General features: G+C 53.7%; 13 protein-coding genes and 2 tRNA genes. 13 read left to right on the top strand and 2 right to left on the bottom strand.

Annotated features, from left to right (window positions below):
• Window positions 1-61: 61 nt before the first annotated feature.
• Window positions 62-1,114: a small ribosomal subunit biogenesis GTPase RsgA gene (rsgA, locus tag FDX14_RS19895; protein ID WP_170973605.1), complete on the bottom strand. Its 1,053-nt coding sequence runs from the start codon at window positions 1,112-1,114 to the stop codon at window positions 62-64.
• A gap of 105 nt (window positions 1,115-1,219) precedes the next feature.
• Here rsgA and orn point away from each other — a divergent pair, with 105 nt between their 5' ends.
• From orn to FDX14_RS19880, 3 genes are all read left to right on the top strand, one after another.
• Window positions 1,220-1,765 carry an oligoribonuclease gene (gene orn / locus FDX14_RS19890; protein ID WP_006686300.1) on the top strand — a complete coding sequence of 182 codons (546 nt, stop codon included), beginning with the start codon at window positions 1,220-1,222 and terminating at the stop codon, window positions 1,763-1,765.
• 185 nt (window positions 1,766-1,950) lie between these two features.
• Window positions 1,951-2,026 (top strand) — tRNA-Gly (locus FDX14_RS19885).
• 37 nt (window positions 2,027-2,063) lie between these two features.
• Window positions 2,064-2,139: transfer RNA gene (locus FDX14_RS19880), tRNA-Gly, on the top strand.
• A 268-nt stretch (window positions 2,140-2,407) separates the two neighbouring features.
• On the opposite strand, the gene queG is transcribed toward FDX14_RS19880, so the two are convergent.
• The gene (gene queG, locus FDX14_RS19875) at window positions 2,408-3,547 is read right to left on the bottom strand and encodes a tRNA epoxyqueuosine(34) reductase QueG (RefSeq protein ID WP_137350103.1); all 1,140 of its coding nucleotides are present in this window, start codon (window positions 3,545-3,547) and stop codon (window positions 2,408-2,410) included.
• On the opposite strand from queG, the gene nnr reads away from it, so the two are divergent.
• The 10 genes from nnr (at window position 3,546) to FDX14_RS19825 (ending at window position 14,089) form a co-directional block, all read left to right on the top strand.
• The gene (gene nnr, locus FDX14_RS19870; RefSeq protein WP_137350102.1) at window positions 3,546-5,093 is read left to right on the top strand and encodes a bifunctional ADP-dependent NAD(P)H-hydrate dehydratase/NAD(P)H-hydrate epimerase; all 1,548 of its coding nucleotides are present in this window, start codon (window positions 3,546-3,548) and stop codon (window positions 5,091-5,093) included. The two genes, queG and nnr, sit on opposite strands and share 2 nt — an antisense overlap.
• Window positions 5,065-5,526 carry a tRNA (adenosine(37)-N6)-threonylcarbamoyltransferase complex ATPase subunit type 1 TsaE gene (gene tsaE / locus FDX14_RS19865; RefSeq protein ID WP_008786002.1) on the top strand — a complete coding sequence of 154 codons (462 nt, stop codon included), beginning with the start codon at window positions 5,065-5,067 and terminating at the stop codon, window positions 5,524-5,526. The genes nnr and tsaE overlap by 29 nt, the downstream gene beginning before the upstream one ends.
• Before the next feature lie 16 nt (window positions 5,527-5,542).
• Window positions 5,543-6,868: an N-acetylmuramoyl-L-alanine amidase AmiB gene (amiB, locus tag FDX14_RS19860; RefSeq protein WP_042312814.1), complete on the top strand. Its 1,326-nt coding sequence runs from the start codon at window positions 5,543-5,545 to the stop codon at window positions 6,866-6,868.
• Window positions 6,869-6,877: 9 nt separating this feature from the next.
• Window positions 6,878-8,731, top strand: a complete 1,854-nt coding sequence (gene mutL / locus FDX14_RS19855; protein ID WP_137350101.1) for a DNA mismatch repair endonuclease MutL — start codon at window positions 6,878-6,880, stop codon at window positions 8,729-8,731.
• Window positions 8,724-9,674 (top strand): tRNA (adenosine(37)-N6)-dimethylallyltransferase MiaA, encoded by a 951-nt coding sequence (gene miaA / locus FDX14_RS19850; protein WP_038636521.1) that lies wholly within the window; start codon window positions 8,724-8,726, stop codon window positions 9,672-9,674. Before mutL ends, miaA begins: the two co-directional genes overlap by 8 nt.
• 84 nt (window positions 9,675-9,758) lie before the next feature.
• Window positions 9,759-10,067, top strand: coding sequence for an RNA chaperone Hfq (gene hfq / locus FDX14_RS19845; protein WP_003025584.1), 309 nt, complete (start codon window positions 9,759-9,761; stop codon window positions 10,065-10,067).
• 74 nt (window positions 10,068-10,141) lie between these two features.
• Window positions 10,142-11,422, top strand: a complete 1,281-nt coding sequence (gene hflX, locus FDX14_RS19840; RefSeq protein WP_042312807.1) for a ribosome rescue GTPase HflX — start codon at window positions 10,142-10,144, stop codon at window positions 11,420-11,422.
• 126 nt (window positions 11,423-11,548) lie between these two features.
• Complete coding sequence (gene hflK, locus FDX14_RS19835) at window positions 11,549-12,802, top strand: FtsH protease activity modulator HflK (protein ID WP_042312805.1); 1,254 nt, start codon at window positions 11,549-11,551, stop codon at window positions 12,800-12,802.
• 2 nt (window positions 12,803-12,804) lie between these two features.
• Window positions 12,805-13,809, top strand: coding sequence for a protease modulator HflC (gene hflC, locus FDX14_RS19830; RefSeq protein ID WP_042312803.1), 1,005 nt, complete (start codon window positions 12,805-12,807; stop codon window positions 13,807-13,809).
• 82 nt (window positions 13,810-13,891) lie between these two features.
• Entirely contained in the window at window positions 13,892-14,089 is a 198-nt protein-coding gene (locus FDX14_RS19825; protein ID WP_042312802.1) for a DUF2065 domain-containing protein, read from the top strand.
• The last annotated feature ends 46 nt before the right edge of the window (window positions 14,090-14,135 follow it).

Raw genomic sequence — 14,135 nt, 5'->3', positions numbered from 1 at the left:
CCGGCATACGGGCCGGATCCTGAAAAAGGGGGGACGATTCTAGCGATGCTTAGCTTAGTTGTCAGTTGTCTGTATCAGAAAAGTTTTTACGCGTTTTTACCTGCGCCATGCTTTCCAGGATGCGGTGATAATTTTCAAACCGAGTTTCGGCTATTTCCCCTTTTTCTACAGCCTCACGGATAGCACAGCCTGGATCGGTATCATGCTTGCAGTCGCGGTATTTACAATGACCCAGGTAGTCATGGAATTCGACAAAACCATGGGTGATTTGTTCCGGTTCCAGATGCCACAGTCCGAACTCGCGTACGCCCGGGGAGTCAATAACGTCGCCACCATGTGGGAAGTGATACAGGCGAGAAGCGGTAGTGGTGTGCTGCCCAAGACCGGAGTTATCGGAGACATCGTTGGTCAGGATCGCTTCCTGCAGGCCGAGAAGATTATTGAGCAGGCTGGATTTACCTACACCCGACTGGCCAGCAAAAATGCTGATGCGATCGGTTAATGCTTCTTCAAGCGGTTTCAGACCGTCTTTAGTGCGGCTTGATACCATCAACACGCGATAGCCAATGTTGCGATAGATATCCATCTGTTCGTTAACAAAGGCCATGCCCTCGGCATCCAGCAGATCGATCTTATTCAGTACGATAATCGGTTCGACGTGTAGCGTTTCGCAGGCAACCAGATAGCGGTCGATAATATTGAGTGACAGCTCGGGTAAGATGGCTGAGACAATAACAATTTGGTCGATGTTGGCAGCAATCGGCTTTACCCCGTCGTAAAAGTCGGGACGTGTCAGTACCGAGGTGCGCTCGTGTACCGCCTCTACGATGCCTTTGACATTTACGCCTTCTGCGGCCTCTTTACCTGGACGCCAGACGACGCGATCGCCGGTAACCAGCGAACGAATTGTGCGGCGGATGTTGCAGCGGTGAATGTCGCTGTCAGCAGATTCCACGTCGGCATGCATGCCAAAACGGCTGATCACGATGCCTTCAGCAGTTTCGCCAAACAGGTTGTCGTCATAGTCGGGCTTCTCCGCGGACGTTTTAAGACGACGCTGGTGATTGGCGTTCACACGGCGCTGTTGGCCTTTGGAGAGTTTATTCTTACTCAATCGGACTGGCTCCTGGTCGCCCATGATGGGCAAAACATTTATGATACACGCAATTTTAGATGAATATAGTCACACTGAATGTGACGCTGAAGGGTGGAAAATAGCATGAGTGCCAATGAAAACAACCTGATTTGGATCGATCTGGAGATGACAGGTCTGGATCCCGAGCGCGATCGCATTATTGAGATCGCCACGCTGGTGACGGATGCCAACTTAAATATTCTGGCTGAAGGACCGACGATTGCAGTGCACCAGTCCGACGAACAACTCGCATTAATGGATGACTGGAACGTACGTACGCATACCGGTAGCGGGTTGGTGGAGCGTGTGAAGGCGAGCACCATGGGCGATCGCGAAGCAGAACTGGCTACGCTGGCATTTTTGCAAGAATGGGTTCCGGCAGGAAAATCACCTATCTGCGGCAACAGCATCGGCCAGGATCGTCGTTTCCTGTTTAAATACATGCCGGAGCTGGAGGCGTATTTCCATTACCGCTATCTCGACGTCAGCACGCTGAAAGAGCTGGCGCGTCGTTGGAAGCCGGAGATCCTTGCTGGCTTCACCAAGCAAGGAACGCATCAGGCGATGGATGACATCCGTGAGTCGGTTGCTGAGCTTGCTTACTATCGCGAACATTTTATTAAGCTTTGATTTTATTCTCCGGTGGCTTGCGTCACCGGGGTTTTGACGCTAAATTGTTCAACCTGATTGTAAAGTAATCACTTGAACGGATTTTCAAAAAAAACGTATTCAGGGGGGTTGCAGCTAAACGGATTTCTCGTATAATGCGCCTCCCGTAACGACGCAGAAATGCGAATTACGGCAGCAACAAATTTGCGGGAATAGCTCAGTTGGTAGAGCACGACCTTGCCAAGGTCGGGGTCGCGAGTTCGAGTCTCGTTTCCCGCTCCAAAATTTGAAAGTGCTTGTTAAGCACAGACGCACCCAAGCGGGAATAGCTCAGTTGGTAGAGCACGACCTTGCCAAGGTCGGGGTCGCGAGTTCGAGTCTCGTTTCCCGCTCCAAATTCTTATCTCAAAAAAATATCCACAACGAAGAATCGCGTTGGGGACGTTTTGTTTCGTCGTTGACATACTCTTGTAAACAGACTTATCCACAGGCCCGGGTATTATTCCTGGAATGCAAAAAACTTCGCCTGGTTAATAGTATCATTTTAACACATTGAAATTATTGGATTAATTATCATTTCAAATTGTTAATGCGATCACTTGACGATTTTTTCCCTCTTGAATATCAATGTGTTTTTATTTTTATACACAAGCTGTGGATGACTTAAGCGTCGCGCGGTAGACCCTTTTCGATGACCCTGACTAAACGTTGTTTCTTCGGCAACTGCACCTCAACTACGCAGGCGTTTCGCTTCTCAATTTGCTGAGCAACCGCCCACTCTATGTGTTCGTCGAGAAGTGAGTGCTCACCTCTACGGTTTTCCAGGGCGTTAATTACGGCTTCATCCCAGGGTGCATTGCCCAACGCAACAGCGATATTTCGCAGCCAGCGCAGATGACCGATACGACGAATGGCAGACCCCTCAGTGACTTTTAAAAACCACGCTTCGCTCCAGCTAAACAGCTCTATTAACTCCGGAGCATGAAGCTGCTTGCGTGGGCTAAAGTCATCCTCGACCGTCAACTGCGAATAGCGGTTCCAGGGACAAATGAGCTGACAATCATCGCAGCCGTAAATGCGATTCCCCAACAAGGGTCGAAACGCTTCAGGGATAGCGCCTTCCAGTTCGATAGTGAGATAAGAGATACAACGGCGCGCATCTACGGTGTAGGGTTCAACGATGGCCCCGGTGGGACAGATGGTCATACAGGCGACGCATTTCCCGCATCCTTCTTCTACTGGCTTATCGACCGGCAAGGGCAGGTTGACCAGCAATTCACCGAGGAAGAAAAATGAACCGGCTTCGCGATTGAGGATAAGTGAGTGCTTACCTGTCCAGCCAAGCCCGGCTTTTTCCGCCAGCGGACGCTCAAGAATGGGCGCGGAATCGACAAAAGGTCTAAAATTCAGCGAAACGCAGTGTTGTTGAATCATCTCGCCCAGCTTTTTTAAGCGGTTACGCAGCAGCTTATGGTAGTCGCGCCCAAGCGCGTAGCGACTGACGTAACCCAGAGAGGGGTTTTTCAACGTGCTGGCAAAGGCCGCCTTGGCAGGGAGATAGTTCATACGTACGCTGATGACACGTAGCGTACCAGGCAATAATTCGTGAGGTCGGGCGCGCATCATGCCGTGACGGGCCATCCAGTCCATCTCGCCGTGATAGTGTTGATCCAGCCAGGCCTGCAGTTTGGGCTCCGCTTCGCTGAGGTCGGTATCGGCAATACCGACCTGCTGAAAGCCAAGCTCCAGCCCCCACTGCTTAATATTTTGCGCTAACTGATTGAGATCGAGGGGCTCTGACATGATGGACCATACAATGAAGAAAAACCCCGCAAGTATACCACACTCCATCTGGCACGCCGATGACATCAGGCGGATGGAGCGAGAGGCAGCAGACAGTTTAGGGCTGACGTTATACGAACTGATGCAACGGGCGGGAGAGGCTGCGTTTCAGGTCTCGCGCGAAGCCTATCCGCATGCCCAGCACTGGCTGGTGCTGTGCGGCCATGGTAACAATGGCGGCGATGGCTACGTGGTGGCAAGGCTCGCCAAAGCGCAAGGGCTTGAGGTCACGCTATTGGCGCAAGAGAGTGACAAACCGCTCCCGGAGGAAGCACAGCATGCGCGCGACGCCTGGCTTAATGCCGGTGGCGTCATTCATGCTGCGGATATCACCTGGCCTGGTCGCGTGGACGTCATCATCGACGCGCTGTCAGGGACTGGCTTAAAGTACGCGCCGCGTGACTCTCTCTCGGTATTGATTGAACGTGCCAATACTTACCCAGCTCCCATCGTGGCGATCGATATTCCTTCCGGCCTGCTGGCACAAACCGGAGCGACACCGGGATCGGTCATCAATGCGGCGCATACCGTCACCTTTATTGCACTCAAACCAGGCCTGTTAACTGGTAAAGCGCGCGATGTCACCGGACGCCTGCATGTTAACGCGCTTGGGTTGGACGACTGGCTGGTTGGGCAGAATGCGCCAATTCAACGTTTTGATGCTCAACAGCTTGCGCACTGGCTAACGCCACGCCGACCTACCTCGCACAAAGGTTCCCACGGTCGGCTGGTGATTATCGGCGGTGACCACGGGACGGCAGGCGCAATACGTATGGCCGGTGAAGCGGCGCTGCGTGCAGGAGCCGGGCTGGTCAAAGTGCTGACCCACAGTGAAAACATCGCGCCGATTCTGACCGCCAGGCCGGAACTGATGGTTGATACGCTAACGCCGCAGACTCTGGATGAAAGCCTGGCGTGGGCGGATGTTGTTGTGATTGGCCCTGGGCTTGGTCAGCAGGAGTGGGGCAAAAAAGCGCTGCAAAAGGTCGAGAATTTTCGCAAACCGATGCTCTGGGATGCCGATGCACTGAACCTGCTGGCAATCAACCCCGATAAACGTCACAATCGCGTGATCACGCCGCATCCGGGAGAAGCCGCGCGACTGCTGGGCTGTTCCATTGCAGAAATTGAAGACGATCGCTTACTTTGTGCACAACGTCTGGTAAAACGGTACGGAGGCGTGGTAGTGCTGAAAGGCGCGGGTACGGTTGTTGCTGCTGAACAGGCTGAGTTGGGTATTATTGATACCGGCAATGCAGGCATGGCCAGCGGCGGAATGGGTGATGTGCTTTCCGGTATTATTGGCGCATTGCTCGGACAGAAGCTTACCCCGTATGATGCAGCATGTGCGGGATGTGTTGCGCACGGTGCGGCGGCGGATGTGCTGGCGGCGCGTTTTGGTACGCGCGGCATGCTGGCGACCGATCTCTTTACTACGCTACAGCGTATTGTTAACCCTGATGTGATTGACGTTTATCATGATGAATCGAGTAATTCCACTACCTGATGAACAGGCGACTTTAGACCTTGGATTGCGGGTAGCCAAAGCCTGTGACGGCGCGACGGTAATTTATTTGTACGGCGACCTGGGTGCGGGCAAAACCACTTTCAGCCGTGGATTCCTGCAGGCGTTAGGCCACAAAGGTAATGTAAAAAGCCCGACTTACACGCTGGTTGAACCCTATTCGCTCGATAATTTGATGGTTTATCACTTCGATCTGTATCGACTTGCGGACCCGGAGGAGCTGGAATTTATGGGGATCCGTGATTATTTTGCCAATGATGCCATCTGCCTGGTGGAATGGCCACAACAAGGTAAAGGTGTACTGCCAGACCCGGACGTCGAAATACACATTGAATACCAGGCACAAGGTCGAGAGGCGCGCGTAAGCGCAGTCTCCTCATCGGGTGATTTATTGCTGGCGCGTTTAGCCGATTAACCTTAAGGGTGGCGGGATGATTTATCGCATCAGAAACTGGCTGATGGCAACCCTGGTCCTGCTGTGCGCGCAGGCAGGGGCCGCCAGCCTCTCCGATCTTCAGGTTTCCAATGGTGATCAACAGGCGCGGATTACGCTGAGCTTTATTGGCGATCCTGAATACGCCGTTTCGCAGGATGGGAAACGAACCGTCGCGCTGGATATTAAACAAACCGGTGTGATTCAGGGATTACCGCTGCTGTTTAGCGGTAATAATCTGGTCAAATCTATTCGTTCCGGTACGCCAAAAGACGCGCAGTCTCTGCGCCTGCTGGTGGATTTAACCGAGAACGGTAAAGCAGAAGCCGTTAAACGACAAAACGGCGGCAATTATACCGTCGTGTTTACCATCAAAGCGGATACGCCGCCGCCACCGCCTCCGGTGGTCGCGAAGCGTGTCGAGGCGCCGGTTGTCGCCCCGCGTCCTGTCGAGCCTGCACGTAACCCGTTTAAAGCGGAAAACGACCGCACCACGGCGGTTACCAGCAGTAATACGTCCACGCGACCTGCGGCGCGCGCCAGCACCAACAGCGGCGACAAAGTGGTTATCGCCATTGATGCCGGGCACGGTGGACAGGATCCCGGCGCAATTGGCCCCGGCGGTACGCGTGAGAAAAATGTCACGATTGCCGTGGCGCGTAAACTACGCAGTTTGCTGAATGATGACCCGATGTTTAAAGGTGTTCTCACCCGCGATGGCGATTACTTCATCTCGGTGATGGGGCGTTCCGACGTTGCGCGTAAACAAAACGCCAACTTCCTGGTTTCGATTCATGCGGATGCCGCGCCAAACCGGGATGCCACTGGCGCTTCCGTCTGGGTACTGTCAAACCGCCGGGCGAACAGTGAAATGGCAGGCTGGTTGGAGCAGCACGAGAAGCAATCGGAACTGTTAGGCGGTGCGGGTGATGTGCTGGCCAACAGCCAGGCCGATCCTTACCTCAGTCAGGCCGTGCTGGATCTGCAGTTCGGTCATTCGCAACGCGTCGGGTATGATGTGGCGACCAGCATGATCGGTCAGTTAGAACGTATTGGCTCAATGCATAAACGTCGGCCGGAACATGCCAGCCTGGGCGTATTACGTTCGCCTGATATCCCGTCAGTGCTGGTTGAAACCGGCTTTATCAGTAACAACAGCGAAGAGCGTCTGTTGGCGAGCGATGATTACCAGCAGCAACTGGCCGAGGCGATTTACAAAGGATTGCGTAACTATTTCCAGGCGCACCCGATGCAAACCGGGCCGCAGGGAGCGCCGGCGCAAACCGCCAGTGCCGTGTCGCCTGGCAACACGTTAACAAATTAAGGATTAGCCATGCCGATTCAGGTTCTACCGCCACAGTTGGCGAACCAGATTGCCGCGGGCGAGGTGGTAGAACGGCCTGCGTCAGTGGTGAAAGAGCTGGTGGAAAACAGTATCGATGCTGGTGCGACGCGCATTGATATTGATATTGAGCGTGGTGGCGCGAAGCTTATCCGTATTCGTGACAACGGCTGCGGGATTAAAAAAGACGAGCTGGCGCTGGCGCTGGCGCGTCACGCCACCAGTAAAATTGCCTCGCTTGACGATCTCGAAGCCATCGTGAGCCTCGGGTTTCGCGGCGAAGCGTTAGCCAGCATTAGCTCAGTCTCTCGTTTAACCCTGACGTCGCGCACGCAAGAGCAATCTGAAGCCTGGCAAGCCTATGCCGAAGGGCGCGACATGGATGTCACAGTGAAACCCGCCGCGCATCCGGTGGGCACCACGCTGGAGGTGTTGGATCTGTTCTACAACACCCCGGCGCGGCGCAAGTTTATGCGCACCGAGAAAACCGAATTTAATCATATCGACGAGATTATCCGCCGCATTGCGCTGGCGCGGTTCGATGTGACGATTAATCTGTCGCACAACGGCAAAGTGGTGCGTCAGTACCGTGCAGTGGCAGCAGATGGGCAAAAAGAGCGCCGACTGGGCGCGATTTGCGGTATGCCGTTTCTGGAACATGCGCTGGCGATTGAATGGCAGCATGGCGATTTGACGCTGCGGGGCTGGGTAGCCGATCCGCACCACACGACGACGGCGCTGGCGGAAATCCAGTACTGCTACGTGAATGGCCGGATGATGCGTGACCGCCTGATCAACCACGCTATCCGCCAGGCCTGTGAAGATAAGCTGGGCGCCGATCAGCAGCCTGCATTTGTTTTATACCTGGAAATCGATCCGCATCAGGTGGATGTCAACGTGCATCCCGCCAAACATGAGGTCCGTTTCCATCAGTCGCGTCTGGTGCATGATTTTATCTACCAGGGCGTATTGAGCGTCCTGCAACAGCAGCTTGAAACGCCGCTGCCGTTGGCTGATGACGACGAGCCCGCCCCCCGGCACATCCCGGAAAACCGCATTGCAGCCGGACGTAACCATTTTGCTGAGCCCGCTCCGGCGCGTGAAGCTGCTGCACCTCGCTACTCTGCCCCCGCTGGCGGTGGTGGTCGTCAGGCGGGCGCCAGCTGGCCTCATGCCCAGCCTGGATATCAAAAGCAGCAGGGTGAGATTTATCAGCAACTGCTGCAAACGCCAATTCCAACGCATAAAGCGCCGGTATCTGAAGCGCCATCAGCACCGCTGACCGGCAATAGTCAAGGTTTTGGTCGGGTGCTAACGATTGTCGGTGCGGACTGTGCCTTACTCGAATGTGATGGTCATATTCGGTTACTGGCATTACCGGTGGCGGAACGTTGGCTGCGTCAGGCGCAGTTAACGCCGGGAGAGGGGACTGTTTGCGCCCAGCCGTTGCTGATTCCTTTACGTCTAAAAGTGACCGCCGATGAAAAAGCGGCGCTGCAGAAAGGGCAGAGCCAACTGGCCGATCTGGGCATTGAATTTCAACTGGATGCGCAGCATGTGACCATCCGGGCAGTGCCTTTACCCTTACGCCAACAAAATTTACAAATCTTGATTCCTGAACTGATAGGCTACCTGGCGCAGCAGTCCGTATTTGAACCGGGCAATATTGCACAGTGGATTGCACGTAACCTGATGAGCGAGCATCCGCAGTGGAGCATGGCCCAGGCGATTACGCTGCTAGCGGATGTTGAGCGGCTTTGCCCACAACTCGTGAAGGCACCGCCGGGTGGTCTGTTACAACCTGTTGATTTACATTCGGTAATGAATGCCCTGAAACATGAGTGATACCCGTAAGGCGAGCCTGCCAAAGGCGATTTTTTTAATGGGGCCAACGGCCTCCGGTAAAACGGCATTAGCAATTGAATTGCGTAAAGTTTTGCCTGTAGAGTTGATAAGCGTTGATTCCGCCCTTATTTACAAAGGGATGGATATCGGTACAGCCAAGCCTGATGCAGATGAATTACAGGCCGCGCCGCACCGATTGCTGGATATCCGCGATCCGTCGCAAGCGTACTCCGCCGCTGATTTTCGCCGCGATGCGTTAGCCGAGATGGCCGATATCACCGCCGCGGGGCGTATCCCGCTGCTGGTGGGCGGCACAATGTTATATTTCAAAGCATTGCTTGAAGGGCTGTCGCCGTTACCGTCGGCAGACCCGGACGTCAGGGCCAGAATTGAGCAGCAGGCGGCAGAGCACGGGTGGGACGCATTGCACCGACAGCTTCAGGAGATCGATCCCGTGGCTGCCGCGCGTATTCATCCAAATGATCCGCAAAGACTTTCCCGGGCACTGGAAGTTTTTTTCATTTCGGGTAAAACTTTAACGGAGCTGACGCAAACGTCAGGAGATGCTTTGCCGTATGAGGTGCATCAGTTTGCAATCGCCCCGGCGAGCCGTGAACTGCTCCATCAGCGAATTGAGCAGCGTTTTCATCAGATGTTAGCTTCAGGTTTTGAAGCAGAAGTCCGGGCGCTTTTTGCCCGTGGAGATTTGCATACGGATTTGCCTTCCATTCGTTGTGTGGGGTATCGCCAGATGTGGTCATACATTGAAGGCGAAATTTCATACGATGAAATGGTTTATAGAGGTGTTTGCGCCACGAGGCAGTTGGCGAAGCGGCAGGTAACCTGGTTGCGTGGTTGGGAAGGGGTGCACTGGCTTGACAGTGAAAAGCCTGACCAGGCGCGAAACGAAGTATTACAGGTTGTTGGTGCTATCGCGAACTGAATGTGTACAATTGAAACGTATCGTGCGCAATTTTTCAGAATCGAAAGGTTCAAAGTACAAATAAGCATATAAGGAAAAGAGAGAATGGCTAAGGGGCAATCTTTACAAGATCCGTTCCTGAACGCACTGCGTCGGGAACGTGTTCCAGTTTCTATTTATTTGGTGAATGGTATTAAGCTGCAAGGTCAAATCGAGTCTTTTGATCAGTTCGTGATCCTGTTGAAGAACACGGTCAGCCAGATGGTTTATAAGCACGCGATTTCTACTGTTGTCCCGTCTCGCCCGGTTTCTCATCACAGCAATAATGCCACCGGCGGCACTGGCAGCAACTACCATCACGGTAGCAACGCGCAAGGTTCATCTGCGCAACAGGACAGCGAAGAAACCGAATAAGGTTGATCGCTGTTTTACATACGGGGAGCCAGCGAACCTGCGTTCCCCGTTGATACATATTAAGGGGTTGACGCTTGTTTGACCGTTATGATGCCGGTGAGCAGGCGGTACTGGTACACATCTATTTTTCGCAAGACAAAGATATGGAAGATCTCCAGGAGTTTGAATCTCTGGTTTCTTCCGCCGGTGTCGAAGCAATGCAGGTGATTACCGGGAGCCGTAAAGCACCGCACCCGAAGTATTTTGTTGGTGAAGGTAAGGCAATCGAAATTGCCGAAGCCGTAAAAGCGACTGGCGCTGCGGTGGTGATTTTTGATCATGCTCTAAGCCCTGCCCAGGAACGTAACCTGGAACAATTGTGCCAGTGTCTGGTTATCGACAGGACTGGTCTTATTCTGGATATTTTTGCCCAGCGTGCGCGAACCCATGAGGGTAAGTTGCAGGTTGAGCTGGCGCAGCTGCGCCATATGGCTACGCGTCTGGTCCGTGGCTGGACCCACCTTGAAAGGCAAAAGGGCGGGATTGGTTTGCGCGGTCCGGGTGAAACCCAGCTCGAAACCGACCGTCGTTTGCTGCGTAATCGCATTTTGCAGATACAGTCGCGCCTGGAAAAAGTTGAAAAGCAACGTGAGCAGGGGCGACAGTCGCGTAAGAAAGCGGATGTCCCGACCGTATCACTGGTGGGATATACCAACGCCGGAAAATCCACCCTGTTCAATCAGATAACTGAAGCCCGGGTCTACGCAGCGGATCAGCTGTTTGCGACCCTGGACCCGACCCTGCGCCGGATCGACGTTGCGGATGTCGGTGAAACCGTGCTGGCGGATACCGTAGGGTTTATCCGCCACTTACCGCACGACCTGGTGGCGGCGTTTAAAGCCACCTTGCAGGAAACACGTCAGGCGACATTGCTGCTGCACGTTATTGATGCAGCAGATTTTCGTGTGCAAGAAAACATCGAGGCCGTTGATACGGTGCTTGAGGAGATCGATGCGCATGAGATCCCGACCCTGCTGGTGATGAATAAAATCGATATGCTGGATGACTTTGAACCGCGTATCGACAGAGATGAAGAGAATAAACCCATTCGCGTTTGGGTTTCAGCGCAAACGGGAATAGGAATACCACAGCTTTTTCAGGCTTTGACTGAGCGGCTTTCCGGTGAGGTAGCGCAGCATACGTTGCGTTTGCCGCCGCAGGAAGGGCGTCTGAGAAGCCGGTTTTACCAACTTCAGGCAATAGAAAAAGAGTGGATGGAGGAGGACGGCAGCGTAGGTCTGCAGGTTCGTATGCCGATCGTAGACTGGCGTCGCCTCTGTAAACAAGAACCGACCCTGGCAGATTACATTATCTGACCGGGAGGAAATGCCTGGGGATTTTTTGCCCAATACTCATCGAATTTTGGGTTGCAGGTCGGCGGTAACGCCCCTGTAGTGCAAAAAACGGGGTATATCACCGCATAACAAATATGGAGCACAAACATGGCGTGGAATCAGCCCGGTAATAACGGACAAGACCGCGACCCGTGGGGAAGCAGCAAACCTGGCGGCAACCCTGAGGGAAATGGAAACAAAGGTGGTCGCGATCAGGGACCTCCCGATCTGGATGATATCTTCCGCAAACTGAGCAAAAAGCTCGGTGGTCTGGGCGGTGGTAAAGGTACTGGTTCTGGCGGCGGTAGTTCATCGCAAGGTCCGCGTCCGCAACTGGGCGGTCGGGTCTTTACTATCGCAGCGGCCGCTATCGTCATTATCTGGGCGGCCAGCGGTTTCTATACCATTAAAGAAGCGGAACGCGGCGTGGTGACACGCTTCGGTAAATTCAGCCATTTGGTTGAGCCGGGTCTGAACTGGAAACCGACCTTTATCGACGAAGTGACCCCGGTCAACGTTGAAGCCGTGCGTGAACTTGCCGCATCCGGCGTCATGCTGACATCTGACGAAAACGTCGTGCGCGTTGAAATGAACGTGCAGTACCGCGTAACCGATCCGCAGCGTTACCTGTTTAGCGTAACCAGCGCGGATGACAGTCTGCGTCAGGCAACCGACAGCGCACTGCGTGGCGTTATCGGTAAATACACTATGGACCGTATCCTGACCGAAGGGCGTACCGTTATTCGTAGCGATACCCAGCGTGAACTGGAAGAAACGATCCGTCCGTACAACATGGGTATCACCCTGCTGGACGTCAACTTCCAGGCAGCACGTCCGCCGGAAGAGGTTAAAGCCGCGTTTGACGATGCGATTGCCGCGCGTGAAAACGAACAGCAATACATCCGTGAAGCGGAAGCGTACACCAACGAAGTGCAACCTCGTGCGAATGGTCAGGCGCAGCGTATTCTGGAAGAAGCGCGTGCTTACAAAACGCAAACCATCCTGGAAGCACAGGGTGAAGTGGCTCGCTTCGCTAAAATTCTGCCGGAATATAAAGCCGCACCGCAAATTACTCGCGAGCGTCTGTATATCGAGACCATGGAAAAAGTGCTGAGTCATACTCGCAAAGTTCTGGTTAACGATAAGGGCAGCAATCTGATGGTTCTGCCGCTGGATCAAATGCTGAAAGGCGGTAGTGCGCCAGCAGCCAAGAGCGACAGCAGTTCAAACCTGCTGCGTCTGCCGCCAGCGACGACCTCCAGCACTGGAGCAAGCAACACCTCGTCCACCAGTCAGGGCGATATTATGGACCAACGCCGCGCCAACGCGCAGCGTAACGACTACCAGCGTCAGGGGGAATAACGATGCGTAAGTCAGTTATTGCGATTATCATCATCGTTCTGGTAGTTCTGTTCATGTCTGTCTTTGTGGTCAAAGAAGGCGAGCGCGGTATTACGCTGCGCTTTGGTAAAGTTCTGCGTGACGATGACAACAAGCCGTTGGTCGTTGCACCAGGCCTGCACTTCAAGATTCCGTTTATTGAATCCGTGAAAATGCTGGATGCGCGTATCCAAACCATGGACAACCAGGCCGATCGCTTTGTCACCAAAGAGAAGAAAGACCTGATCGTTGACTCTTACATTAAGTGGCGCATCAGCGACTTTAGCCGTTACTACCTGGCAACGGGCGGTGGCGACGTTTCTCAGGCGGAAGTTCTGCTGAAACGTAAGTTCTCTGACCGTCTGCGTTCTGAAATTGGTCGTCTCGACGTGAAAGACATCGTTACCGATTCCCGTGGTCGCCTGACTCTGGAAGTCCGTGACGCGCTGAACTCCGGTTCTGCTGGCACGGAAGATGAAGTCGCGACACCGGCGGCGGATAGCGCGATTGCCGAAGCGGCTGAACGTGTTCAGGCTGAAACGAACGGTAAAGTACCGGTCATCAACCCGAACAGTATGGCGGCATTGGGCATTGAAGTGGTTGACGTGCGTATTAAGCAAATCAACCTGCCTGCTGAAGTGTCTGAGGCCATCTACAACCGTATGCGCGCTGAGCGTGAAGCGGTAGCTCGTCGCCATCGTTCACAAGGTCAGGAAGAAGCGGAAAAACTGCGTGCAACGGCGGATTATGAAGTAACGAAAACGCTGGCAGAAGCTGAACGTCAGGGCCGCATCATGCGTGGTGAAGGCGATGCGGAAGCGGCTAAGCTGTTTGCCGATGCGTTCAGCCAGGATCCTGACTTCTACGCTTTCATCCGTAGCCTGCGCGCTTACGAGAAGAGCTTCGAAGGTAACCAGGACGTGATGGTCATGAGCCCGGACAGCGATTTCTTCCGCTACATGAAGACACCGAATACCGCGACACGCTAAAATAGTTTCAGCGGTTTTAAACCAGCAAAACCACCGGCGTCCCCAGGGATGCGGTGGTTTTCTTTTTATATAAGGTCGATGAATGAATTCAACAATCTTACTGGCGCTCGCGCTGGTTTTGGTGCTGGAAGGCCTGGGTCCTATGCTTTATCCCAGCGCATGGAAGAAAATGATCTCCGCGATGGCGCAACTTCCCGAAAATACTTTGCGTCGTTTTGGTGGAGGTCTTGTGGTCGCGGGCGTTGTGGTCTACTACATGTTGAGGAAAACGATTGGCTGATCAATAAGTAGCCTAATTTGCGGATTTTAGCATGCAAAAAGTGCTG

The sequence above is a fragment of the Citrobacter sp. wls710 genome (assembly GCF_005281115.1).
Lineage (GTDB): Bacteria > Pseudomonadota > Gammaproteobacteria > Enterobacterales > Enterobacteriaceae > Citrobacter > Citrobacter werkmanii.
This window is presented reverse-complemented; position numbering and strand designations above follow the sequence as displayed.

What these genes read in the sequence shown, in the direction of transcription:
- tsaE (WP_008786002.1), top strand. Translation starts at nt 5,065, where the DNA reads ATGATGAATCGAGTAATTCCACTACCTGATGAACAGGCGACTTTAGAC.
- mutL (WP_137350101.1), top strand. Translation starts at nt 6,878, where the DNA reads ATGCCGATTCAGGTTCTACCGCCACAGTTGGCGAACCAGATTGCCGCG.
- nnr (WP_137350102.1), top strand. Translation starts at nt 3,546, where the DNA reads ATGATGGACCATACAATGAAGAAAAACCCCGCAAGTATACCACACTCC.
- amiB (WP_042312814.1), top strand. Translation starts at nt 5,543, where the DNA reads ATGATTTATCGCATCAGAAACTGGCTGATGGCAACCCTGGTCCTGCTG.
- orn (WP_006686300.1), top strand. Translation starts at nt 1,220, where the DNA reads ATGAGTGCCAATGAAAACAACCTGATTTGGATCGATCTGGAGATGACA.
- hfq (WP_003025584.1), top strand. Translation starts at nt 9,759, where the DNA reads ATGGCTAAGGGGCAATCTTTACAAGATCCGTTCCTGAACGCACTGCGT.
- hflC (WP_042312803.1), top strand. Translation starts at nt 12,805, where the DNA reads ATGCGTAAGTCAGTTATTGCGATTATCATCATCGTTCTGGTAGTTCTG.
- hflK (WP_042312805.1), top strand. Translation starts at nt 11,549, where the DNA reads ATGGCGTGGAATCAGCCCGGTAATAACGGACAAGACCGCGACCCGTGG.
- queG (WP_137350103.1), bottom strand. Translation starts at nt 3,547, where the DNA reads ATGTCAGAGCCCCTCGATCTCAATCAGTTAGCGCAAAATATTAAGCAG.
- miaA (WP_038636521.1), top strand. Translation starts at nt 8,724, where the DNA reads ATGAGTGATACCCGTAAGGCGAGCCTGCCAAAGGCGATTTTTTTAATG.
- FDX14_RS19825 (WP_042312802.1), top strand. Translation starts at nt 13,892, where the DNA reads ATGAATTCAACAATCTTACTGGCGCTCGCGCTGGTTTTGGTGCTGGAA.